We start from the raw sequence: 21629 nt of genomic DNA on the forward strand, positions 1-21629 counted from the left end.
GCCGATGCCACCGCTGCGGCCGCAGCCGATGCCAAGGTCGCCGCCCGCGACGCGGCCGCCAACGCCAGCGACGCTACCGCCAATGCCGCTGAAAAGGTCGCCGACAAGGCCCGCGACGTCGCCGACGACGCCCGCCAGAACGCGGATGACGCCAAGCATTGATTGATTGATTGATTGCCGCGCGCGGTTGCGACAACCGCGCGCGGCCTCATGGCAGCGCGCGCTGCATTACCGCCTGGCAATCCACCGCCTCATCCAGCGTCCCGAACGCCATCCCGTGCACCCCGCCCAGGCGCGAACGCACGAACGCCTCCGCCACCGGGCTGCCCGCCCGCAGCAGTACCGCCGCCTGCAGCAATAGTGCCAAGCGCTCGGTGACCGCCCGCGCTTGTGCTTCCGCCGGTGCCGCGGCAAGTACGCCGCGCAGCGACTGCAGCGCGCGATCGTAGTCGGCATCGCGGCCGGCCACCGCATCCAGTTCCGCGTCCAGCACCGGCAGCGCCTGCGGTTCGCGCGCCAGCGCACGCAGTACGTCCAGGCACTGGATGTTGCCGCTGCCTTCCCAGATCGAATTCAGCGGCGCCTGCCGGTACAGGCGCGGCAGCATCGACTCTTCCACATACCCTGCACCGCCCAGGCATTCCTGCGCTTCGTTGACGAACACCGCCGCCCGCTTGCAGACCCAGTACTTGCCCACGGCGGTGGCGATGCGGGCGAAGGCCGCTTCCCGCGCATCATGCGCGGCCAGGTCGACCGCACGCGCCACGCGCATGGCAAACGCGGTCGCCGCCTCGGATTCGATCGCCAGGTCGGCCAGCACGTTGGCCATCAGCGGCTGATCGCACAGCCGCCGACCGAACGCAGTGCGATGGCGGGTGTGGTGCAGTGCCTGCGCCAGCGCCATGCGCATTTCCGCGGCGGCACCGAGCATGCAGTCCAGGCGGGTCATCATCACCATGCCGATGATGGTGGCCACGCCCCGCCCTTCTTCGCCCACCCGGCGCGCCCAGGCCCCACACAGTTCGACCTCGCTGGACGCGTTCGACCAGTCGCCCAGCTTGTCCTTCAACCGCATCAACCGGAAGGCATTGCGGTTGCCATTGGCCAGCCGGCGCGGCATCAGGAAACAGGTCAACCCCGCCGGCGCCTGCGCCAGTACCAGGAAGGCGTCGGACATCGGCGCGGAGAAGAACCACTTGTGCCCCACCAGCGCGTAGCTGCCGTCTTCGCGAAGCTCGGCGCGCGTGGTATTGCTGCGGACGTCCGAGCCGCCCTGCTTCTCGGTCATGCCCATGCCCAGGGTGATGCCGGCCTTGTCGGCCATCGGCACATCGCGCGGGTCGTACACCGGTGCGGCGGCCTTGTCGGCCCAGTCGGCCAGCAGCGGATCCTGGCGCAGTACCGCCACCGCCGCGTGGGTCATGGTGAGCGGACAACTGGTGCCGGCCTCGGCCTGGTGATGCAGGAAGCTGAGCGCGGCGCGTGCGACGTGCGCACCGGGGCGGCCGTCCTGCCAGGACAGCCCTGCCACGCCATGGCGTTTGCCCAGCTCCATCAGCTGGTGGTAGGCCGGGTGGAACTCCACCGTGTCGATGCGGTGCCCCTGCGCATCGTGGGTACGCAGTCGCGGACGATCGCGGTTGGCGTCGAACCCCAGCCGATACAACGCGTCGCCGGCGATCGCACCGTAGGCCTGCAACGCCGCGGTGAACGCGCCCCCGCCCTCGCGCTGCACCGCCTCGGCCAGGGCGACATCGTCGGCCCACAGGTTGCGCCCGCCGAACGGCGGCGGCTGGTTGTCGACTTCGTGGGTTTCAAATGCTGGCAGAACGGACGTCATCGTGCAGGCCCTCCTGGCGGACAGGCCGATTCTGCCGCATCCAGGCGCAGGCCGCCGTTCAGGCGGATTCTCACCTCGTGCACGAGCGCGACGGCACAGTGCAGGCATGAGCATGACAGCTGCGGACAACGATCTGGTGGTGCTGCGCCCGGAAGGCCTGTACTGCCCTGCGGGCGATTTCCATATCGATCCATGGCGGCCGGTGCCGCGCGCGGTGATCACCCATGGCCACGGCGACCACGCGCGCGGCGGCATGGGCCAGTACTACAGCACCACCGGCAGCGTGCCGATCCTGCGCTGGCGGCTGGGCGATGTGCCGCTGAAGGCTTACGAGTACGGTGAATCGTTCACCCTGGGCAAGGTGCGCGTGTCATTGCACTCGGCCGGGCACGTGCTGGGCTCGGCGCAGGTGCGCATCGACGACGGGTCGCAGGTCTGGGTCGCCTCGGGCGACTACAAGCGCCAGCCCGACCCGACCTGCGCGCCGTTCGAGGTGGTGCGCTGCGATGTGTTCATCACCGAAGCCACTTTCGCATTGCCGATCTATCGCTGGCAGGACACCGCCGAAGTGGCGGCCGAGATCGTGGCCTGGCGTCGCGAATGCGCGCACCGCGGCGAAGCCGCCATCCTGCTCTGCTACGCACTGGGCAAGGCGCAGCGGGTGCTGGCCGAGCTGCTGCCGCTGGACGATCAGCCGGCCTGGCTGCACGGCGCCATTGCCAATGGCGTGGCGGTGTACCGCGAGGCGGGCATTCCGATGCTGGAAACGCACACGGTGGCCGAACAGGGGCGCGAGCCCGATGCGGCCGGCAAGTTGATCCTGGCACCGCCGTCGGCTGCCGGCACGACCTGGCTGCGGCGGTTCGGCAAACATCAGCTCGGCTTCGCGTCGGGCTGGATGCGGCTGCGCGGCAACCGCCGGCGCCGCAACTACGACCGGGGATTCGTGGTCTCCGACCATGCCGACTGGCCCGCGTTGCTGCAGACCATCGAACAGACCGGCGCGCGCCGGGTGATCGCCACGCATGGCAACACCGATGCGCTCATTCCGTTCCTGCGCGAACGCGGGATCGCCGCCGAGGCCTTCCGCACCGATTTCGGGAGCGAGGAATGAAGGCCTTCGCCGCGCTGTACCAGCGCCTGGACCGCAGCACCGCGACGTTGGACAAGCGCGCTGCACTGGTGGCGTACTTCCGCGACGCGCGTCCGCACGATGCGGCGTGGGCGCTGTACCTGCTCAGTGGCGGCAAGGTCGGTGGTGCGCGGCGCAGGATTGCCGCGAGCGGTGAACTGCGTGCGTGGATCGCCGAGGCCGCTGCGCTGCCGCCATGGCTGGTGTCCGACAGTTACGACCAGGTCGGCGACCTGGCCGAAACCTTGACCCTGCTGTTGGATGATCCAGCCGAAGCCGCGCCGGACCGGCCGCTGGCCGAGTGGATCGAACAGCATCTGCTGGCGGTCGCCAACCAGCCCGAAGCGGTGCGCCGCGCGGCCGTGGAAGCGGGCTGGACGCAGCTGCCCGCGGCCGAGCGGCTGGTGTTCAACAAGCTGCTTACCGGCGCCCTGCGGGTGGGCGTGTCGCAGCGGCTGGTGCAGCAGGCACTCGCCGAACTGTCGGGGATCGACATCGCACGCATCGCCCAGCGGATGCTGGGCGAATGGGTGCCCTCGCCCGGGCTGCTCGCCTCGCTGCTCAGCGCCGAGGAGCTGCCGCAGGACCGGCAGCAGCCCTACCCGTTCTACCTCGCGTCGCCGATTGAAACCGAGGTGGCCGGATTGGGCCCGGTCACCGACTGGACGCTGGAATGGAAGTGGGATGGCATCCGCCTGCAGCTGCTGCGCCGCAAGGGCGAAGTGGCGCTGTGGTCGCGCGGCGAAGAGCGCCTGGACGGGCGTTCTCCCGAAATCGAAACGGCGGCGATGCACCTGCCCGATGGCACGGTGATCGATGGCGAACTGCTGGGCTGGCGCGACGGCGAGGACCAGCCGCTGCCGTTCACCGCATTGCAGACCCGCATCCAACGCCGCAAGCCCGGTGCGAAGACGCTGGCCGATACGCCGGTACGCGTCCTGGCCTACGACCTGCTGGAGCTGGACGGCGAAGACCTGCGCGCGCTACCGCTGGCCGAGCGCCGCGCGAAGCTCGCCGACGTGCTCGACACGCTCGGTGATCCGCGACTAGTGCTGTCTCCCACCCTTGCCGCAAACGACTGGGACGACGCCGCGGTGCAGCGCGCGCAGGCGCGCGAACGCGGCGTGGAAGGGCTGATGCTCAAGCGTAGCAGCTCGCCCTACCAGAGCGGGCGACGCCGCGGCGACTGGTGGAAGTGGAAGATCGAGCCGCTCACCATCGACGCAGTCATGATCTACGCACAGGCGGGCCATGGCCGACGCAGCACGCTTTACACCGACTACACCTTCGGAGTCTGGGACGGGGAACGGCTGGTGCCGGTGGCGAAGGCTTACTCGGGCCTGGACGACAAGGAAATCCTGCAGCTGGACCGGTGGATCCGCGCGAACACGGTCGAACGCTTCGGCCCGGTGCGCAGCGTGCGCGGCGAACAGGTGTTCGAGCTGGGCTTCGAAGCCGTGAACCGCAGCAGCCGGCATAAATCCGGCATTGCCGTGCGCTTCCCGCGGATCCTGCGCTGGCGCCACGACAAACCGGCCAGCGAAGCGGACACGCTGGCGCAGCTGCAGGCCCTGGCACGGTGACGCGACGCGAGGCGATGGCGCGGCTTACCGCGTGGTTTGCCAGCCGCGGCTGGGCGCCACTGCCGTTCCAGAAGACGATGTGGCGCCACTACCTGGCGGGAGAGTCCGGCCTGCTGCACACGCCCACCGGCAGCGGCAAGACGCTGGCGATGTTCGGTGGTCCGCTGCTGCAGGCGCTGGCCGACCCGCTGCCGCGCACGAGCACCGGCCGCAACGGCAAAACCGTGCCGGCGCTGCAGGTGCTGTGGATCACTCCGCTACGCGCACTGGCCAGCGATACCGCACGGGCGCTGCGCGAACCCCTGTCCGCGCTGGGGCTGGACTGGCAGGTCGGGCTGCGCACCGGCGATGCCAGCGCGCGCGACAAGCGCCTGGCGCGCGAAGGGCGGGTCGACGTGCTGGTGACCACGCCCGAATCGCTGGCCCTGCTGCTCAGCTACCCCGACACGATGGAGCGACTGCGCAGGCTGCGCTGCGTGGTGGTCGATGAATGGCATGAACTGCTGGGCAACAAACGCGGCGTCCTGCTGCAGCTCAACCTGCGCCGCCTGCGCGATGCCCTGCCCACGCTGCAGGTCTGGGGCCTGTCCGCCACGCTGGGCAACCTGGACGAAGCACGCCAGGTCCTGCTGCCCGACCTGCCGGATGCGCCCATGGTGTCAGGGGTCCGTCCACGACCGGTGGCGGTGGAAACCCTGTTGCCCGCGCAGGGCGAACGCTTCCCCTGGGCCGGGCACCTGGGACTGTCACAGCTGCAGCGCGTGCAGCAGAAACTGCTGGCCGTGCGCACCAGCCTGCTGTTCACCAACACCCGCGCGCAGGCCGAGCTGTGGCACCAGGCGCTGGCGGCGGTGTGGCCGGAAGACCCTGACACGCTGGCGCTGCATCATGGTTCGCTGGATCCCGCACAGCGCCGGATGGTCGAGCAGGGCCTGCGCGACGGCGCATTGCGCTGCGTGGTGGCCACTTCCAGCCTGGACCTGGGCGTGGACTTCCCCGCGGTGGACCAGGTGCTGCAGGTCGGCAGCCCGAAAGGCATCGCGCGGCTGGTGCAGCGCGCGGGCCGAGCGCGGCATCGCCCGGGCGAATCCGGCCACATCGTCTGCGTTCCCTCGCATGCGCTCGAGCTGGTCGAGTACGCCGCCGCGCGCCGTGCACTGGCCGCGGGCGTGATCGAAGCGCGCCGCCCCCTGCAGCTTTCGCTGGACGTGCTTGCCCAGCACTGCGTGAGCTGTGCGCTGGGCGGCGGTTTCGAACCGGATGCGCTGCTGGCGCAGGTGCGCCGCACGCATGCGTTCTCATCACTGGACAGCGCGCACTGGCAGGGCGTGCTCGATTTCATCGTACAGGGCGGGCGGGCGCTGGCGCAGTACCCCGACTTCCACAAGGTGGTGCGCGACGAGGACGGCATCTTCCGCGTGCACGACCGCCGCGTGGCGCTGCGGCACCGTCTTTCGATCGGCACCATCACCAGCGATGGCAGCGCCGTGGTGCAGTTCCTGCGCGGGGGCCGGCTGGGCACGGTGGAGGAACAGTTCGTGGGTCGGCTGCGGCCTGGTGATCGGTTCCAGTTCGCCGGGCGCCTGCTCGAACTGGTCCGGCTGGAAAACCTGACCGCGTACGTGAAACTGGCCAAGGGTGGCGACGGCGTGGTGCCGCGCTGGCAGGGCGGACGCCTGCCGCTGTCCGAGGCGCTGGGCCAGGAAATGGAAGCCGTGCTCGCCAGCCCCCCAGACAGTCCGGAGATGCGCTGGCTGGAACCGTTGCTGCGACTGCAGGCCCGCGTGTCGGCGTTGCCGGGTCCATCGCTGCTGCTGGTGGAACAGGTGCGTCGCCGCGAAGGCCAGTTCGTGTTCGTGTATCCGTTCGCCGGCCGCCAGGTCAACGAAGGCATGGCCGCACTCATGGCGCTGCGCTGGACCCGGCTGCAGGCCAACACCTTCGGGTACGCGGCCAACGATTACGGATTCGTGCTGGCACCGGCGCGCGCGGTCGAGATCGATGCGGAACGCGTCGGCACCCTGCTGCAGCCCGAGGGCCTGTTCGAAGATCTGCGTGACAGCCTCAACCTGAGCGAACTGGCGCGCCGCCAGTTCCGCGACATCGCGCGCGTCTCGGGACTGCTGATCCCGGCGCTGCCGGGGCGCACGCCGCGCAGCATGCGCCAGCTGCAGGCTTCGGCCGGCCTGCTATACGACGTGCTGCGCCAGCATGATCCGGAGCATATCCTGCTGGGCCTGGCCGACCGCGAAGTCCTGCACACCCAGCTCGAACTGGGCAATCTCGCCCACGCGCTGCGCCGCTGCCAGTCGCGCACGGTGTGCGTGCAGCAACCCGCCACGCTGGGGCCGTTGTCGTTCCCGCTGTGGGCCGAACGGCTGCGCGGCCAGCTCAGCAATGAAGACTGGAAGACCCGCGTACTGCGCGCGGTCGGCCAGCTGGAGAAACGCCATGCGGACTGACTGCGCGATCACCCTGGCCGGCGAACCCGTGCAGCTGCTGGGAGAACGTGCGCTGTACTGGCCCGCGCGCGAGGCCCTGCTGATCGCCGACCTGCACCTGGGAAAGGCAGACCTGTTCCGGCGTGCCGGGATTGGCCTGCCCAGCGGCGGCACCGGCGATGACCTGGAACGGCTGACCCGCCTGCTCCGGCAGCACCCGGCGCGTACGCTGTGGATCCTCGGCGACGTGCTGCACGGGGCGGCGCACCGCGCGTCCTGGTACCGGCAATGGCAAGGGTGGCGCGAGCAGCATGAAGCGCTCGAGATCGGCGCGTTGGCGGGCAACCATGACCGCGTACTGCCCAAGGCGGACCTTGGCATCACCCTGCTCGGCGAACGGGTGCAGGAAGGCCCGTTCCTGCTGCGCCACGATCCGCAGCCGCATCCAAGCCTGCACGTGCTGTGCGGCCACCTGCATCCACTGGCGCGACTGCCGGGCATGCAGCGGCGCTGGCCCGCGTTCTGGTTGCGTGACGGCCTGACCGTACTGCCGGCCTATTCGCGTTTCACTGCGGGGATCGCGCCGGTATTGGACGCGGGTGAACGCCTGGTGGCGTGCGTGGAAGACGCCGCGATCGCGCTGCCGCCATCGCGCTAGGGCCTCAGGCGGCGTCCATCAACCGGATTTCGGGTGCGTGGGGATTGCGCCGCACCGGTTGGCCGAGGACCTCGGCCAGCATCGAACGCGCCACCGAGCGGATGCGCGCGTGGTGTTCCGGTGCTGCATGGGTGACCAGGCTGGTGACATGAAAATCGAAGACATCTTCCATCACATCCGGCTGATCCTCGTGCAGCATCTGCAACAGTCCGCGCAGCTTGCAGAGTTCGGATTCGAGAACGTCGGCCGGGAACAGCATGTCTTTCTCCTTCAGGGGTACGGGAACCTTGTGCCACGAACGAGGTGACTCCCCTGTCAATGAATGGGGGTCTCCCGTTCATCCTCTACGACACGCGCGGCCATCGAGGCGACGAAACCCGGCGACAGTCCGAGCTTTCCCCACCAGCCACGCTGGGTGCCGCTCAATACGCGCAGCATGTGTCCACGCCCGCCCGGCAGGTTGCCCATCGGCTTGAACAGGACGTTGCGCGCCCCCGCCAGCACATCGCGCTCGGACTGGAACACCGGAGTCAGCCAGCGGCTCCAGAACTGGTAGACACCTACGTGCGCGCTGCGCTGCGCCTGGTAGGCCTGCAGCGCGACGTCGGTGGCCGGGTGTGCGCGCAATGCATCACGCAGCGCCAGCGCATCCATCAGCGCCATGTTCACCCCCTGCCCCAGCTGCGGACTCATCGCATGGGCCGAATCTCCGGCGAGCACCAGCCGGTCGCGGTGCCAGTGCGTCATCACCGTGTCGCGATAACCGGCACGGGCCAGCTGGGCGCCGTCGGTGATGCCCTGGAGGCGTTCGTGCGCCTGTGGCCACAAGGCCTGGACTTCCTCCAGCCAGCGCGGCAGGCCATCACGCTCCCAGTGCGTGAAGCGGTCACGCGGCAGGCTCCAGAAAAAACTGAGTCGCGGCTGCGCGTCACCGGGTCGCGTCCCCACCGGCAGCAGGCCGATCATCTTGCGCGCGGCCACGTAGCGTTGCCGCAACTCGTCGTGGTGCGGCCAGTCACCGCCCGGCAGCAGGCACCACAGCGCGCCCCACGGATACTCGCGGTCCAGCCGCGTGCCCTGCACCAGCGTGCGCAGCGATGACGCCGAGCCGTCCGCGGCGATGACCAGGTCATAGGGGCCATGCCACTGCCCGCGCGCGTCGCGGAGGCGCCCCGCAGCGCAGTCGACGTCGACGATGGCGGTGTCGGCCTGCAGGTGGCCCGGCTGTTCCCAGGCCTGCGCCAGCAGCGAGAACAGGGCCCCGCGCTGCATGCCGATGCCATGCAGGTGCGCGTGCAGTGCGGCGTAGCGCATGTCCATCACTGCGCGTCCGCACGGCGTGTCGCCGTACAGGCGGCGCACCGCTGCGCCGTGCTGCAGCACCTGCGGCAGCAGGCCCATCTGCCACAGCACGTCCAGACCGCTGGGTTGCAGCAGGAACCCGGCGCCCACGGGCCCCGGTGTCGGCGCGCGCTCGAACACGTGCACCTTGTGATCGTCGCGTGAAAGCAGCACCGAGAGGGCCTGCCCTGCGGTGCCGTAACCGACGATGGCGATACTGCGCTGCTTCATCCGACATCCTGTCCAGGTGCTAAAAAAAACCCCGCCGAAGCGGGGTTTTCAATGCGCGATCGGGGAAATTACTCGCCGACCGGCACGATGTTCGAGGCCTGGGCGCCCTTCGGGCCCTGGGTCACGTCATAGGTGACCTTCTGGTTTTCAGCCAGGGTGCGGAAGCCCTTGGCGTTGATAGCGGAGAAGTGCGCGAAGACGTCGGCGCTGCCATCCTCCGGAGAGATAAAGCCAAATCCCTTGGCGTCGTTGAACCACTTCACGGTACCGTTCGGCATGGTAATGCAAGACCTTCTTCAATGAATGGGTGGTGTACGCTCAACCAGCGCACTGCCGGAGTATGCAAACCTTGTCAGGCAATGACAATCACCCGCGTGCCAATTCGCCAATCAGTTCCGGCAATCCGGCGGAAGCCGCGTCAACATTGGCCAGCACCTCGGCCATCGTGATCTCGTCGCCATCGCCACAGCCGGCCGCCCAGTTCGCCACGATTGCCAGGCAGGCGTAGTCCAGCCCGAGCTCACGGGCCAGCCCGGCCTCAGGCATGCCGGTCATCCCGACCAGGTCGCAGCCATCGCGGCGCATGCGCGCGATTTCCGCGTTGGTCTCCAGGCGCGGGCCCTGCGTGGCGCCATAGCAGCCGCCGTCCTGCAGGCGCACGCCGGTTACCTTGGCCGCGGCCAGCACCTTGCTGCGCAGCATCGGCGTGTAGGGATGGCCGAAATCGACATGCAGCACCTCGCTGCCCGGCTCCTCGCTGAGCGTGGAGATGCGGCCCCAGGTGTAGTCGATCAGCTGCTCAGGACAGGCCAGCACGCGCGGACCGAAGTGCTCGGTGATGCCGCCCACGGTGTTGAGGGCCAGCACGCGCGTGGCGCCGATCTGCTGCAACGCAGCAAGGTTGGCGCGATAGTTGATCTTGTGCGGCGGCAGGGAATGCCCCTCGCCGTGACGGGCGAGGAAGGCGACCCGCTGGCCGAGCAGCGTGCCGACCCGGATCGGGCCGGACGGAGTGCCGTAGCGGGTTTCCACCGCGTGGCTGGTCACGTCGTCGAGCTGGGCCAGCTTGTAGACACCGGTGCCGCCGATCACGGCCAGGCTGATGGATTCCATGGGCGTTGCTTATTCCTTCATTGCGTAGATGGCCGGCACGCCGCGCAGGCCTTCGTTGACATCCATGCCGAAGCCGAACACGTAGCGGTCGGGCAGTTCGACACCGGCGTAATCGGCCTTGACGTCGGGCAGCGCGCGGTCGTGCCGCTTCACCGTCAGCGCGGCGATGCGGACGTCGGTGGCGCCCTGCTCCAGGCACCAGGTGCGCACGCCCTGCAGGGTGAAGCCTTCGTCCAGGATGTCGTCGACCAGCAGCACGCGGCGGCCGAACAGCGAGGTGGCGGGCTTGTGCTTCCAGACCAGCTCGCCGCCGGTCAGTTCGCCCCGGTAACGGGTGGCGTGCAGGTAATCGAACTGCAGGTCCTGGCCGCGCGCGCCGAGTTCAAGCGCCAGTTGGCCGGCGAACGGGAGCGCGCCGTGCATGATCGACAGGAACAGCGGCACCTCGCCCTTGTAGTCGGCCGCGATGCCATCGGCGATGCGCGCGATGGCCGCATCGATGGTGGGGCGGTCGACCAGCAGGTCGGCCTGGGCCAGGGCCTGGGAAATGGTGAGGTTGGGCATCAGACGATTCTTCCAAGGGTGTCGAGCAAACGGGATTGGGAGCTGCCATGGCGGGCGTCGGCCAGCAGGCCGTCCCAGCCAAGCGCGCCGCGGCCGATCAGGCCAAGCAGCGCGGCAGTATTGAGAGTGCGGCCGTGCACGGCGTGCAGCGCTTCGTCGACCAGTTCGGGATGGCAGACCAGCACCACGTCGCACCCGGCGTCCAGGTGGGCATGTACGCGCGCGGCCACGCCACCGGCAGAGAACGAGGCGGCCATGCCGATGTCGTCGGAGAACACCACGCCGCGGAAGCCCATCTCGCCACGCAGGATCTGCTGGATCCAGCGCGAGGAATAGCCGGCCGGCTCCGGCGCGACCTGCGGGTAGACCACGTGCGCCATCATCACCGCGTCGGCACCGGCATCGATGCCGGCCGCGAACGGCACCAGGTCCAGCGCGCGCAGCGCATCGAGCGGACGCGGATCGCTGGCGGCGGCCACGTGGGTATCTTCCAGCACGCTGCCGTGGCCGGGGAAATGCTTGAGGGTGGCGGCCATGCCGACGCTGTGCATGCCGCGCACGTAGGCGCGGGTGAACGCGGCCACCACCTGCGGGTCGGCGCTGAAGGCGCGGTCGCCGATGGCGCGGTTGCCACGGGCCAGGTCGACCACCGGGGCGAAGCTGAGGTCCACGCCGCTGGCGCGCACTTCACTGGCCATCAGCCAGGCATGCTGCTCGGCCAGCGCCAGCGCGGCGTCCGGGTCACGCGCGTATGCCGCATCGAAGCCCTGCAGCGGGGGCAGGTCACTGAAGCCTTCGCGGAACCGCTGCACGCGCCCGCCTTCCTGGTCCACGCAGACCAGCAGCGGGCGCGGGGCCGCGGCGCGGATCGCGGCCGACAGCTCCGCCACCTGCTGGCGCGAAGCGAAATTGCGCTTGAACAGGATGACGCCGGACACGGCATCGTGCTGCAGCCAATCGCGTTCCTGGGCAGTAAGTTCGGTCCCGGCAACGCCGATCACGAGCATGGGTTGATCTCCAAAACGGGGCGCCATGATGGCGCACTGCCGCATTGTCGCAGAAGTCCTGAAGCGTGGCAGCCGGGCAGAGCCCGGCTCTACCAGGTTGTGTAGGGATGGGCGGCCAGGGCGAGGTTGTAGTAGCGGACGTCGTCGGTGACTTCGTCCCCGGCCCATTCAGGGAGGTCGATGGGCTGGTCGGCGTGCTCGAGCTCGACCTCGGCCACCACCAGCCCGGCGTTGTCGCCCAGGAACTCGTCCACTTCCCACAACAGGCCGCCGTGGCGGACCAGGTGCCGGCGCTTGTCGATCAGGCCGCCGACGCACAGCGCCAGCAGCGCACGCGCGTCCTCGACCGGGATCGGGTAATCGAATTCCTGGCGGGTGTGGCCGATCTCGCGCGATTTGAGGTTGAGGAACGCCGCATCGCCTTGGATGCGGACCCGCACCGAGGCCTTCTGCGCGCCGCTCTCGATCGCCGCGGTGTCGTTCACATAGCCCTGCGCCATCGGGATCACCGCGTGCGCGGCGGCCTGCCAGGCGTCGCTGGTGACCAGGAACTTGCGTTCGATCTCCAGCCCCATCTCAGCGCTTCTCGAACACGGCGATGCTTTCCACGTGTGCCGTGTGCGGGAACATGTCCATCGCACCGGCCGACACCAGGGTGAAGCCCTGTTCGTTGACCAGGTAGCCGGCATCGCGGGCCAGCGAGCCGGGGTGGCAGCTGACGTAGACGATCCGCTTGAACTGCTTCAGCGGCAGCTGCTGCAGCACTTCGATCGCGCCCGAGCGCGGCGGGTCCAGCAGCAGCTTGTCGAAGCCCTGCCGCATCCACGGGGTCTGGCGCTGGTCCTGGGTCAGGTCGGCCGCGAAGAACTGCGCATTGTCCAGCCCGTTGCGCGCGGCGTTTTCCTTCGCCCGCGCCACCAGCCCGGCCTCGCCTTCCACGCCGACCACTTCGCGCACGGTGCGCGCCAGCGGCAGGGTGAAGTTGCCCAGCCCGCAGAACAGGTCCAGTACGCGCTCGTCCGGGCCGGCGTCCAGCAGTTCCAGCGCCAGGGCGATCATCTTTTCGTTGAGCTTCGCGTTGACCTGGATGAAGTCCAGCGGCCGGAACGCCAGCTCCACGTTCCACGGGGCCAGCCGGAACGACAGCGGCACGTCACCGGGCAGCAGCGGGTGCACCGATTCGACGCCGCCGGGCTGCAGGAAGATCGCAAAGCCGTGTTCGGCCCCGAAGCCGGCCCAGGCGGCCTTGTCGGCATCGCTGAGCGGCTGCATGTGGCGGATGGTCAGGACGATGGCGTCGTCGCCGGCGATGAACTCGACCTGCGGGATGTCGCGTTTGCCGTCCAGGGTTTCGATGAACGCCGACAACGCGGCCACCTTCATCCCGATTTCCGGGATCACGGTCAGGCACTGGCTCAGGTCTGCGACGAAGCGCGGATCCTGCTCGCGGAAGCCGACCAGGGTCTTGTCCTTCTTTTCCACCCGGCGCACCGAGAAGCGCCCCTTGCGGCGATAGCCCCAGCTGTCCCCGACCAGCGGCGGCAGCACCGTGCCGGGGGTGACGTGACCGATCCGGGTCAGGTTGTCCAGCAGCACGCGCTGCTTGGCCACGATCTGCTGGCCTTCGTCCAGGTGCTGCAGGACGCAGCCGGCGCAGACGCCGAAATGCGGGCAGCGCGGGTTGACGCGCTGCGGCGAGGCCTGCAGGACCTCGACGGTCCGGGCCTCGTCGAAGTGCCGGTTGCGGGCGGTCGGTTCGGCGCGCACCACCTCGCCCGGCAGCGCGCCGGAAATGAAGGTGACCTTGCCACCCTCGCCTTCACGGCGGGCAACGCCCCGGCCGTCATGGCTGAGGTCAAGGATGTCGGTCTGGAACGGGGTACGGTCGAGTCGGGAGCGGGATCGGGCCACGTGGCAACAGGCTGCGGGCAAAAAGGGTGCGTATTGTCGCAGATACGCAGCCCGGACTGCCGCGTGTTCACGCTGGGGCGCTTGCAGGACGCCATATTGTGTTTAATATGCACATAGCTGACATGGAGGCAGCCCCAATGCAGAAGACCCCGAGGGCGGCCATGCCCCGATTACTGCTCGTCGAGGACGACACCATCAGCCGCGGCTTTTTTCGCGCCGCGCTGGAAACGCTGCCGGCCCATGTAGACACCGCCGATTCGCTGGCGTCGGCGCTGGAGCGTGGCAGCGGCAGCGAGCACGATCTCTGGCTGATCGACGTGAACCTGCCCGACGGCAACGGCAGCGAGCTGCTGCGCGCCCTGCGCCTGTCGCGCCCGGACACCCCGGCACTGGCCCATACGGCCGATGGCGACACCAGCATCCACGCCCGTCTGCGCGATGCCGGATTCAGCGAGACCCTGGTCAAACCGCTGAGCCGTGAACTGCTGCTGCAGGCGGTGCGCCGGGCGTTGGTCAACAGCCCCGGCAGCGCTGCGGTGGCGTCCACCGGCACGGGGCCTGAATCCGAGCGCGAAGACTGGGACGAGATCACCGCCCTGGCAGCACTGAATGGGCAGCGCCAGCACCTTGTCGCCCTGCGCGAGCTGTTCCTGGCCGAGCTGCCCGGGGTCCGCGACGCCGTGGCCCAGGCGGTCCAGCAGCACGATGTGGGCACGCTGAAGGGCCAGCTGCATCGCCTGCAGGCCAGCTGCGGCTTCGTCGGCGCCGCCCGCCTGGCGCGCGCGGTACGCCAGCTGCACCAGATGCCCGAGTCCAACGGCGCCCACACCCAGTTCAAGGCGGCCGTAGAGTCCCTGTTGCATTAGGCCCCCACGCACACGAATCACCGGCGGCGCGCCAGATCCTCCAGCATCTCCCACGACTTCAGCCCGCGCCCGCCCAGATGGTGCAGCAGCACCGCACGCATGCCCCGGCGCAGGCTGGCCAGGTCCTCCGTGCCCGGGTGCACGTCTCCGGCCAGCGCCAGCAGTGCACTGCCGGTCGCCGTTCCCCGACGCGGATCGGTCCCGCGCTCGCTCAGCAACCTTCGCGGCCCCTCCAGCGGGTCCAGCTCATACCGGGCCGCAGGATCGATCGGTTCGCCATCACTGCCATGGGCCAGGTCGAAACCGAACCCCAGCGCTTCCAGCAGGTCGCGCTCGAACCGTCGCAGCGTCCAGGCCAACGGCTCGGCGGCGGCAAGCCGCTGCCGCACCAGTCCATAGTGGTCGTACAACTCCGGAAGCGGGTCCTGGCGGGGCGCCAGCCGCATCACCAGTTCATTGACGTAGAACCCGGCCAGCATCGCGTCGCCGCCCAGCCGTGGCGCCGCATCCAGCGCTTCGGCGCCGCGAAGCTGGGCCAGTTCGCCACGTTGCACGGCGCTGAAGCGGATCCACTGCAGGGGCTGCAGGGCGGCGCGCAGCGCCTGGCTGCGCGGACTGCTTACCCCGCGGGCCAGCAGGCCGATCCGGCCGTGCTGTTCGCTGAGCACTTCGACCAGCAGGCTGGTCTCCCGCCACGAGCGGGCATGCAGCACGAAGGCGGGTTCGTCATCGATGCGCATGGCCGGGGGCGTGGCGAGGCAACCCTGCCGGGCTTACTCGTAACCGAACGCCTTCAGCGCGGCTTCGTCGTCCGACCAGCCTTCACGCACGCGCACCCAGGTCTCCAGGAACACCTTGGCCCCGAACAGACGCTCCATCTGCAGGCGCGACTTGGCGCCGATCTCCTTCAGGCGGGTACCGGCCTTGCCGATCACGATGGCCTTCTGGCCTTCGCGCTCGACCCAGATCACCGCGCCGATGCGCAGCAGGTTGCCGTCTTCGACGAAACGCTCGATCTCCACCGTGGTGGCGTACGGCAGCTCTTCGCCCAGCTGGCGCATGAGCTGCTCGCGGACCAGTTCGCCGGCCAGGAAACGCTGGCTGCGGTCGGTGATTTCATCCTCGCCGAACATCGGCGGGGCTTCAGGCAGCAGCTTGAGCAGGTCGCGCACCAGCGCCTCCAGCCCATTGCGCTTCTGCGCCGAAATGGGGTGCACGGCCGCAAAGGTGCGGCCCTCGGTGACCTGCTGCAGGAACGGCAGCAGCGCGGCCTTGTCCTTGAGCCGGTCGACCTTGTTGACCACCAGCACCACCGGGATGCCGGCATCGCTCAGGACGTTGAAGGCCAGGGTGTCCTCCTCGTCCCAGCGGCCGGCTTCGATCACCAGCATGCCGGCGTCCACGCCTTCGAGCGAGCCGCGCGCGGCGCGGTTCATCACCCGGTTCATGGCGCGCTTCTGCACGCGGTGCAGGCCGGGGGTGTCGACCAGCACCAGCTGCCCTTCCGGGTAGCTGGCGATGCCCAGCAACCGGTGCCGCGTGGTCTGCGGGCGGTTGGAGACGATGCTGACCTTGGCGCCGACCAGCGCGTTGGTCAGGGTCGACTTGCCGACGTTGGGGCGGCCAATGACGGCCACGCTGCCGCAATGATGGGGGGTTGCTTCGCTCACTTGGAATCCAGTTGCTCGAGGGCGGCGGCCGCCGCCTGTTGTTCGGCCAGCCGTCGCGAGGCACCTTCGCCTTCGGTGCTGACAGCGGGATCGGCTACGCCGCAGCGCACCCGGAAAGTCTTGGCATGATCGTCGCCCGATTCTGACACCAATTCGTACTGGGGCAGTGCCTTCTGTCGGCCCTGCAGCCATTCCTGCAGGCGGGTCTTGGGGTCCTTCTCGGGCTTGCCGGTGGCCGGCAGCGCCTCCATGGATGCCGCGAACCAGGGCAGCACCACCGCCTGGCAGGCGGCAAACCCCGCGTCCAGGTAGATCGCCGCCACCACCGCTTCCAGCGCGTCGGCCAGGATCGAGTCGCGGCGGTGTCCGCCCGACTTCATTTCGCCAGGACCCAGGGTGAGCCGGTCGCCCAGTTCCAGGGTGCGGGCGATCACCGCCAGCGCCCCTTCACGCACCAGCTCGGCCCGGGCCCGGGTCAGTGCGCCCTCGTCGGCCTTCGGCCAGCGCAGGTACAAGGCCTGGGCCACCATCATGTTGACGATGCTGTCGCCAAGGAACTCCAACCGTTCGTTGTTGGGGGTTCCGGCGCTGCGATGCGTCAGGGCCTGCTGCAGCAGGCCCGGATCCTGGAAGACGTGACCGATGCGGTCACCACGTTGGAAAGTGTTAGTCGGCACCGCTGAGGGTCAATTCCTGGTGTGCTTCGAATTTTCCAACCACGTCGAGGTTGCCGATCAGCGGGCGACGCACTTCGTAGTTGACCTTCATGTTCCAACCCCCGCTGACCCGTTCGAACTTCACGTTGGACGGCTTCACGTTGTCGGAATAGTTGATGTACAGGCGGCGGAAGAACATCTCCGATACCTGCCCGGGTTCCTTGTTGGCCACGCCGGGTTCCTGCGCCACGCCCTTGAGCGCGGATTTGACCGCATAGAACTCCGAATACATCGGAAACAGCTTCATGCCGATGTACAGGCCGAACCCCACCACGGCCAGCACGACCAGGAACGAGGTCAGGGTCATGCCACGCTGCGTTTTCATCATCTTCATTGCGATCTCCCCAGATGCGCTTTTGACATGGAATCAGTTGATGCCGGTACCAATGCGGGACGGTTCGAAGCCATCCTTGCAGAACCAGCCCGAGCAGTTCAGCCAGATCAGGAAGGCCTTGCCGCGGACGTTCTGTTCCGGCAGCAGGCCCCAGAAACGGCCGTCATCGCTGTTGTCGCGGTTGTCGCCCATCACCAGGTACTTGCCCGCCGGCACGGTCCACTGGCCCTCGCCACGCGGGTAGTCGGTCTCCAGCACGGTGTGCGTGCGGCCCGGCAGGTGCTCCACCAGCAGGGACGCGCCCTCGCCTTGGCCACGGTGCCCAGCATACAACCCCTTGCTCTCGTACTTGAGGGGGGTGCCGTTGAGGATCACCTGGTCGCCCTGGAAGGCGATCTCGTCGCCCGGCACGCCGATCACGCGCTTGATGAAGTTCTCGCCCTTGTTCGGGTCATTGTCGGAATGGCCCGGGAAGTGGAACACCACCACGTCGCCGCGCGCCGGCTCGCCGATCGGCACGACCTTGGCATTGTTCAGCGGCAGGCGCAGGCCGTAGGCGAACTTGTTGACCAGGATGAAGTCGCCGATCAGCAGATTGGGCATCATCGAGCTGGACGGGATCTTGTACGGCTCTGCAATGAAACTGCGCACCACCAGCACGATCGCCAGTACCGGGAAGAACGCCCGGGAGTAGTCCACCAGCACCGGCTCGCTGTCCAGCAGTCCGGCCCGCCGGGCGCGGGCCCTGGCGAAGTACAGCTTGTCGGCGAGCAGGATCAGGCCCGACGCCAGGGTCAGTACGACCAGCAGGATTTCAAACAGTTTCATGCAGTGTCCTTGGGAACGGGAGCCTTACTTGTCCATCTGCAGCACGGCCAGGAAGGCTTCCTGCGGAATCTCCACGCGGCCGACCTGCTTCATGCGCTTCTTGCCTTCCTTCTGCTTCTCCAGAAGCTTCTTCTTGCGCGAAACGTCGCCACCATAGCACTTGGCCAGCACGTTCTTGCGCATCGCCTTGACCGTGGTACGGGAGATGATCTGCGAGCCGACCGCGGCCTGGATGGCCACGTCGAACATCTGCCGCGGGATCAGGTCCTTCATCTTCTCGCACAGCTCGCGGCCGCGCCGGTCGGCATGGCTGCGGTGCACGATCAGCGACAGCGCGTCGACTTTGTCGCCATTGATCAGCACGTCCACGCGGACGAACGGACCGGCATCGAAACGCACGAACTGGTAGTCCAGCGAGGCGTAGCCGCGGCTGACCGACTTGAGCTTGTCGAAGAAGTCCAGCACCACTTCGGCCATCGGCAGCTCGTAGCTGATCTGCACCTGGCTGCCCATGTAGTTGATGCCGATCTGGCTGCCGCGCTTTTCCTCGCACAGCTTGATGATGTTGCCGATGTACTCCTCGGGGGTGAGCACGTTGGCACGGATGATCGGCTCGCGGATTTCATCGACCATGTTCACCGGCGGCAGCTTGGCCGGGTTGTCCATGTTGATGATGGTGCCGTCGGTCTTGAGGACCTCGTAGACCACGGTCGGCGCGGTGCTGATCAGGTCCAGGTTGTACTCGCGCTCGAGGCGCTCCTGCACGATTTCCATGTGCAGCATGCCCAGGAAGCCGCAGCGGAAGCCGAAGCCCATCGCCTCGGAGCTTTCCGGCTCGAAACGCAGCGCCGCATCGTTCAGGCGCAGCTTGTCCAGCGCCTCGCGCAGGTCCGAGTAGTCTTCGGCGTCGACCGGAAACAGGCCGGCGAACACGCGCGGCTGCATTTCCTGGAAGCCGGGCAGCGGCGCCGGGGCCGGGTCGGCGGCCAGGGTCAGGGTGTCGCCGACCGGCGCGCCGTGCACGTCCTTGATGCTGGCCGTGACCCAGCCCACTTCGCCCGCGCGCAGGGCCGGCAGGACCTTGCGCTTGGGGGTGAACACGCCGACGTTGTCGACCTGGTGGTTGCGGCCGGTCGACATCACCTGCAGCTTGTCGCCGGCCTTGATCTGGCCCTGCATGACGCGCACCAGCGAAACCACGCCGAGGTAGTTGTCGAACCAGGAGTCGATGATCAGCGCCTGCAGCTTGTCGGTATCGCGCGGCACCGGCGGCGGAATGCGATGCACGATCGCTTCCAGCACGTCGACCACGTTCAGGCCGGTCTTGGCGCTGACCGGCACCGCATCGGTGGCGTCGATGCCGATCACCGCTTCGATCTCGGCCTTGGCGCGCTCGATATCGGCGGTGGGCAGGTCGATCTTGTTGATCACCGGCACCACTTCCAGGCCCTGCTCGACCGCGGTGTAGCAGTTGGCCACCGACTGCGCTTCCACGCCCTGGGCGGCGTCGACCACCAGCAGCGCGCCTTCGCAGGCGGCCAGCGAGCGGCTGACTTCATAGGAGAAGTCGACGTGGCCGGGGGTGTCGATGAAGTTCAGGTGGTAGGTCTGGCCATCTTTGGCAACGTACGGCAGCGACACCGACTGGGCCTTGATGGTGATGCCGCGCTCGCGCTCGATTGGATTGGAGTCGAGCACCTGCGCCTCCATCTCGCGGGCCTGGAGGCCACCGCAAAGCTGGATGATGCGGTCGGCCAGCGTGGACTTGCCGTGGTCGACGTGGGCGATGATGGAGAAGTTGCGGATGTTCCGCATCGAATCAGAGGACATAGGTGGCGGCGGCGCGGCGCGTCGTCAGGATAACGGCACATTATCGCATGGCAGGCCCCTCCCCGCGTGCCGGGGCGCCAAATGCGACCGGGCCCGCCGAAGCGGGCCCGGAAACGCAGCAGGGACGGGACTTACTGCCCGGTCTTGACCGCCACGAAGGCGCTGTTGCTGCCCGCGCGCACCAGCAGCATCACCACGTCGCCCTTCTTGTAGCCGCCCAGCGCCTTGTTCAGTGCAGCCACGCTGCCGACCGGGGTGCGCCCGACCTGCAGGATCACCATGCCCGGCGACAACCGGGCATCGCGGGCAGCCTGGCCCTTGACGCTGGTGATGCGCACGCCTTCGCCCGCGTCCAGCCCCAGCTGCTGGCGCTGCGGGGCGGTCAGGTCGGCCACATCCAGGCCCAGCAGGGCGTTGGCACCCACCTGCGGCGCCGCGTCCGCGGCAGCCGGACCGGCGGTGCCGCGGGCGGCATCCTCGGCCAGCTCGGTCAGGGTCGCGGTGATCTCACGCTCCTTCCCGTCGCGCAGCACGCCCAGGCGGACCTTGCTGCCCGGTGCCTGGGCGCCGATCAGCGGCGGCAGGTCGCTGAAGGTGTTGATCGGGGTGCCGTTGACCGAGCGGATCACATCGCCGACTTCCAGCCCGGACCTGGCTGCGGCACTGCCCGGGACCAGCTCGTTGACCAGCGCACCGCGGCTGTCGGGCAGGTTGAAGCCCTGCGCCACGTCGCCGGTGATGGCGCCGACGATCGCGCCCAGCTGGCCACGGCTGACCCGCCCGTTCTTCTTGATCTGTTCGACCGCGCCCATGGCCAGGTCGATCGGGATCGCGAAACTGATGCCCATGTAGCCGCCGGAGGCGGAGAAGATCTGCGAGTTGATGCCGACCACTTCACCCCGGGTGTTGAGCAGCGGACCGCCCGAATTACCCTGGTTGATCGCTACGTCGGTCTGGATGAACGGCACGTAGCGCTGGTCCTGGCCGCCGGTGCTGCGCCCGACCGCACTGACCACGCCGGCGGTGACCGAGTGGTCCAGGCCGAACGGCGAGCCAATCGCGACCACCCACTGGCCGGGCTTGAGCGTGTTGGAATCGCCCACGCGTACCGTCGGCAGGTTCTTCGCATCGATCTTCAGCAGGGCCACGTCGTACTGCTGGTCGCTGCCGACCACCTTGGCCGTGAACTCGCGGCGGTCGCCGAGCTTGACCTTCACTTCGCCGGCGTCGGCCACCACATGGTGGTTGGTCAGCACGTAGCCGTCAGGCGAAATGATGAAGCCCGAGCCCATGCCGCGGCCGCGGATGCCCGGCCCCTGGTCCTCGCCACCGGGCTGGCCCGGCATCTGGAAATCGGGGCCGAAGAAGCGGCGGAAGAATTCCGGCATTTCATCGTCGCCCGGTCCCGGGCCGGCGCCGCGCGCCTGGCGGTTGCTGCGCACGATGGTGGTTTCGATGTTCACCACGCCCGGCCCAACCTGTTCGACCAGGTTGGTGAAGTCCGGCAGGCCACTGACCAGCGGCGCGGCCGGGGCACGCGGCGCGGCGGCGGCCTGGGCGGCGG

At 68.4% G+C, this 21629-nt stretch carries 21 protein-coding genes; 5 read left to right on the forward strand and 16 right to left on the reverse strand.

The window, feature by feature from the left end:
* Window positions 1-208 precede the first annotated feature (208 nt).
* The gene (locus RWO33_RS12090; RefSeq protein WP_314105037.1) at window positions 209-1840 is read right to left on the reverse strand and encodes an isovaleryl-CoA dehydrogenase; all 1632 of its coding nucleotides are present in this window, start codon (window positions 1838-1840) and stop codon (window positions 209-211) included.
* A 106-nt stretch (window positions 1841-1946) separates the two neighbouring features.
* Between RWO33_RS12090 and RWO33_RS12095 the strand changes: the two genes are divergently transcribed.
* From RWO33_RS12095 to pdeM, 4 genes are read left to right on the forward strand one after another with little or no spacing between them, the layout of a single operon-like run.
* Entirely contained in the window at window positions 1947-2954 is a 1008-nt protein-coding gene (locus RWO33_RS12095) for a ligase-associated DNA damage response exonuclease (RefSeq protein ID WP_314105038.1), read from the forward strand.
* Window positions 2951-4555, forward strand: a complete 1605-nt coding sequence (locus RWO33_RS12100) for an ATP-dependent DNA ligase (protein ID WP_314105039.1) — start codon at window positions 2951-2953, stop codon at window positions 4553-4555. The genes RWO33_RS12095 and RWO33_RS12100 overlap by 4 nt, the downstream gene beginning before the upstream one ends.
* Before the next feature lie 14 nt (window positions 4556-4569).
* Entirely contained in the window at window positions 4570-7017 is a 2448-nt protein-coding gene (locus tag RWO33_RS12105) for a ligase-associated DNA damage response DEXH box helicase (RefSeq protein WP_314105058.1), read from the forward strand.
* Complete coding sequence (gene pdeM, locus RWO33_RS12110; protein ID WP_314105041.1) at window positions 7007-7654, forward strand: ligase-associated DNA damage response endonuclease PdeM; 648 nt, start codon at window positions 7007-7009, stop codon at window positions 7652-7654. Before RWO33_RS12105 ends, pdeM begins: the two co-directional genes overlap by 11 nt.
* Window positions 7655-7658: 4 nt before the next feature.
* Here pdeM and RWO33_RS12115 read toward each other — a convergent pair whose 3' ends face one another.
* The 8 genes from RWO33_RS12115 to rlmD form a co-directional block, all read right to left on the reverse strand.
* Entirely contained in the window at window positions 7659-7913 is a 255-nt protein-coding gene (locus tag RWO33_RS12115; protein ID WP_145479638.1) for a hypothetical protein, read from the reverse strand.
* A gap of 56 nt (window positions 7914-7969) precedes the next feature.
* Complete coding sequence (locus RWO33_RS12120) at window positions 7970-9226, reverse strand: NAD(P)/FAD-dependent oxidoreductase (protein WP_314105042.1); 1257 nt, start codon at window positions 9224-9226, stop codon at window positions 7970-7972.
* Between the two features lie 68 nt (window positions 9227-9294).
* Complete coding sequence (locus tag RWO33_RS12125; protein ID WP_145479633.1) at window positions 9295-9504, reverse strand: cold-shock protein; 210 nt, start codon at window positions 9502-9504, stop codon at window positions 9295-9297.
* Window positions 9505-9592: 88 nt separating this feature from the next.
* On the reverse strand, window positions 9593-10339 hold the full coding sequence (locus tag RWO33_RS12130) for an S-methyl-5'-thioinosine phosphorylase (protein WP_314105044.1): 747 nt from the start codon (window positions 10337-10339) through the stop codon (window positions 9593-9595).
* Window positions 10340-10348: 9 nt separating this feature from the next.
* A complete protein-coding gene (locus tag RWO33_RS12135; RefSeq protein ID WP_145479630.1) occupies window positions 10349-10903 on the reverse strand; it encodes a hypoxanthine-guanine phosphoribosyltransferase in 555 nt (184 codons plus the stop codon).
* The gene (gene nagZ / locus RWO33_RS12140) at window positions 10903-11910 is read right to left on the reverse strand and encodes a beta-N-acetylhexosaminidase (RefSeq protein ID WP_314105047.1); all 1008 of its coding nucleotides are present in this window, start codon (window positions 11908-11910) and stop codon (window positions 10903-10905) included. The genes RWO33_RS12135 and nagZ overlap by 1 nt, the downstream gene beginning before the upstream one ends.
* A gap of 89 nt (window positions 11911-11999) precedes the next feature.
* The gene (locus RWO33_RS12145; protein ID WP_314105049.1) at window positions 12000-12485 is read right to left on the reverse strand and encodes a CYTH domain-containing protein; all 486 of its coding nucleotides are present in this window, start codon (window positions 12483-12485) and stop codon (window positions 12000-12002) included.
* Between the two features lies 1 nt (window position 12486).
* Window positions 12487-13821 carry a 23S rRNA (uracil(1939)-C(5))-methyltransferase RlmD gene (rlmD, locus tag RWO33_RS12150; protein ID WP_314105050.1) on the reverse strand — a complete coding sequence of 445 codons (1335 nt, stop codon included), beginning with the start codon at window positions 13819-13821 and terminating at the stop codon, window positions 12487-12489.
* Between the two features lie 137 nt (window positions 13822-13958).
* On the opposite strand from rlmD, the gene RWO33_RS12155 reads away from it, so the two are divergent.
* Window positions 13959-14687 (forward strand): response regulator, encoded by a 729-nt coding sequence (locus RWO33_RS12155; protein ID WP_314105052.1) that lies wholly within the window; start codon window positions 13959-13961, stop codon window positions 14685-14687.
* Window positions 14688-14704: 17 nt separating this feature from the next.
* Here the strand turns inward: RWO33_RS12155 and recO are convergent, their stop codons facing one another.
* From recO to RWO33_RS12190, 7 genes are all read right to left on the reverse strand, one after another.
* Window positions 14705-15427, reverse strand: coding sequence for a DNA repair protein RecO (gene recO / locus RWO33_RS12160; protein ID WP_314105053.1), 723 nt, complete (start codon window positions 15425-15427; stop codon window positions 14705-14707).
* Window positions 15428-15460: 33 nt separating this feature from the next.
* Entirely contained in the window at window positions 15461-16357 is an 897-nt protein-coding gene (era, locus tag RWO33_RS12165) for a GTPase Era (protein WP_314105054.1), read from the reverse strand.
* Window positions 16354-17034: a ribonuclease III gene (gene rnc / locus RWO33_RS12170; protein ID WP_314105055.1), complete on the reverse strand. Its 681-nt coding sequence runs from the start codon at window positions 17032-17034 to the stop codon at window positions 16354-16356. Before rnc ends, era begins: the two co-directional genes overlap by 4 nt.
* Window positions 17024-17401, reverse strand: a complete 378-nt coding sequence (locus RWO33_RS12175; protein ID WP_186308935.1) for a DUF4845 domain-containing protein — start codon at window positions 17399-17401, stop codon at window positions 17024-17026. The genes rnc and RWO33_RS12175 overlap by 11 nt, the downstream gene beginning before the upstream one ends.
* A gap of 39 nt (window positions 17402-17440) precedes the next feature.
* Window positions 17441-18235, reverse strand: a complete 795-nt coding sequence (lepB, locus tag RWO33_RS12180; RefSeq protein ID WP_314105056.1) for a signal peptidase I — start codon at window positions 18233-18235, stop codon at window positions 17441-17443.
* 24 nt (window positions 18236-18259) lie between these two features.
* Window positions 18260-20050 (reverse strand): translation elongation factor 4, encoded by a 1791-nt coding sequence (lepA, locus tag RWO33_RS12185; protein ID WP_314105059.1) that lies wholly within the window; start codon window positions 20048-20050, stop codon window positions 18260-18262.
* A 146-nt stretch (window positions 20051-20196) separates the two neighbouring features.
* A partial coding sequence (locus tag RWO33_RS12190; protein ID WP_314105057.1) for a DegQ family serine endoprotease occupies window positions 20197-21629 on the reverse strand: 1433 nt, incomplete at its 5' end.

Origin of the sequence: uncultured Stenotrophomonas sp. (assembly GCF_963519925.1) — a bacterium.
Taxonomy (GTDB): Bacteria; Pseudomonadota; Gammaproteobacteria; order Xanthomonadales; family Xanthomonadaceae; genus Stenotrophomonas; species Stenotrophomonas maltophilia_AE.

Coding starts and splice junctions, on each gene's coding strand:
- RWO33_RS12125 (WP_145479633.1), bottom strand. CDS start 9,504: ATGCCGAACGGTACCGTGAAGTGGTTCAACGACGCCAAGGGATTTGGC.
- RWO33_RS12130 (WP_314105044.1), bottom strand. CDS start 10,339: ATGGAATCCATCAGCCTGGCCGTGATCGGCGGCACCGGTGTCTACAAG.
- RWO33_RS12135 (WP_145479630.1), bottom strand. CDS start 10,903: ATGCCCAACCTCACCATTTCCCAGGCCCTGGCCCAGGCCGACCTGCTG.
- RWO33_RS12115 (WP_145479638.1), bottom strand. CDS start 7,913: ATGCTGTTCCCGGCCGACGTTCTCGAATCCGAACTCTGCAAGCTGCGC.
- recO (WP_314105053.1), bottom strand. CDS start 15,427: ATGCGCATCGATGACGAACCCGCCTTCGTGCTGCATGCCCGCTCGTGG.
- RWO33_RS12090 (WP_314105037.1), bottom strand. CDS start 1,840: ATGACGTCCGTTCTGCCAGCATTTGAAACCCACGAAGTCGACAACCAG.
- pdeM (WP_314105041.1), top strand. CDS start 7,007: ATGCGGACTGACTGCGCGATCACCCTGGCCGGCGAACCCGTGCAGCTG.
- RWO33_RS12095 (WP_314105038.1), top strand. CDS start 1,947: ATGAGCATGACAGCTGCGGACAACGATCTGGTGGTGCTGCGCCCGGAA.
- RWO33_RS12155 (WP_314105052.1), top strand. CDS start 13,959: ATGCAGAAGACCCCGAGGGCGGCCATGCCCCGATTACTGCTCGTCGAG.
- lepB (WP_314105056.1), bottom strand. CDS start 18,235: ATGAAACTGTTTGAAATCCTGCTGGTCGTACTGACCCTGGCGTCGGGC.
- RWO33_RS12105 (WP_314105058.1), top strand. CDS start 4,570: ATGGCGCGGCTTACCGCGTGGTTTGCCAGCCGCGGCTGGGCGCCACTG.
- nagZ (WP_314105047.1), bottom strand. CDS start 11,910: ATGCTCGTGATCGGCGTTGCCGGGACCGAACTTACTGCCCAGGAACGC.
- RWO33_RS12175 (WP_186308935.1), bottom strand. CDS start 17,401: ATGATGAAAACGCAGCGTGGCATGACCCTGACCTCGTTCCTGGTCGTG.
- RWO33_RS12100 (WP_314105039.1), top strand. CDS start 2,951: ATGAAGGCCTTCGCCGCGCTGTACCAGCGCCTGGACCGCAGCACCGCG.
- lepA (WP_314105059.1), bottom strand. CDS start 20,050: ATGCGGAACATCCGCAACTTCTCCATCATCGCCCACGTCGACCACGGC.
- RWO33_RS12120 (WP_314105042.1), bottom strand. CDS start 9,226: ATGAAGCAGCGCAGTATCGCCATCGTCGGTTACGGCACCGCAGGGCAG.
- RWO33_RS12145 (WP_314105049.1), bottom strand. CDS start 12,485: ATGGGGCTGGAGATCGAACGCAAGTTCCTGGTCACCAGCGACGCCTGG.